We start from the raw sequence: 1,006 nt of genomic DNA on the forward strand, positions 1-1,006 counted from the left end.
AAGTCGGTGAGATCGAAACGAAAGAGCGTAAAAGCTCTACTCCGCCGCCGTTTATGACCTCTACGCTTCAACAAACGGCCTCTTCACAGCTCGGTTTCTCTCCAAAGAAAACAATGATGGTGGCGCAAGCACTCTATGAAGGGGTAAAAACGCCTGATGGTACCAGCGGTGTTATCACCTATATGCGTACCGATTCTCTTAATCTTGCAGCCGAAGCCGTTGAAGCGGCACGTGAAGTGATTTTGAACCGTTATGGCAAAGAGTATCTCCCTAAAGAGGTAAAAGTTTATACGAAAAAATCCAAAGGGGCACAAGAGGCGCATGAAGCGATTCGCCCGACGATGCTTGACTTTACCCCTGAGATAGCGGCAACGTTTCTCAAGCCCGATGAGATTAAACTCTACCGTTTGATCTATAACCGCTTTTTGGCGTGTCAGATGAACGATGCCCGTTTCGAGCAGCAAAGTATTACATTTGAATCTCCTAACGCACAGTTTAGAGCGACAGGACGTAAACTTTTGTTTGACGGGTTTTACCGTGTAACGGGAAGCGATGATAAAGATAAGCTTCTCCCCTCTCTTACAACGGGTGATGCAATTGATATCCAAAGCATATCGACGGAACAACATTTCACCGAGCCGCCATCGCGCTACTCCGAAGCGAGCTTGATCAAAAAACTCGAATCCGAAGGGATCGGTCGTCCATCAACGTATGCACCGACGATCAGTACCCTCCAAGCCCGTAATTACATTGAGATTGAAAAACGTGCCATCATACCGACAGAGATAGCGTTTACGGTAACGGAGATGCTGGAAACGCATTTTAATGAAATTGTTGATGCTTCTTTTACCGCAACCATGGAAGAGACCCTTGATGAGATCAGCGAGAGCGGAAAATCGTGGCATAAAATTTTACTCGATTTTTACTATCCGTTTATCGAAAAAATTGATGCCGGTAAAACCAATATTGTCAGCCTCAAAATGGCAAAACCTCTTGGACGAAACTG

The 1,006-nt window shown here is 45.6% G+C and carries 1 protein-coding gene; it reads left to right on the forward strand.

Annotated elements, in window-relative coordinates; translation table 11 throughout:
- Positions 1-1,006 (forward strand): DNA topoisomerase (locus A2517_RS08120; RefSeq protein ID WP_294895921.1); only part of this gene is annotated, 1,006 nt, incomplete at both ends.

Source organism: Sulfuricurvum sp. RIFOXYD12_FULL_44_77 (assembly GCF_001830725.1).
Classification (GTDB): domain Bacteria; phylum Campylobacterota; class Campylobacteria; order Campylobacterales; family Sulfurimonadaceae; genus Sulfuricurvum; species Sulfuricurvum kujiense_A.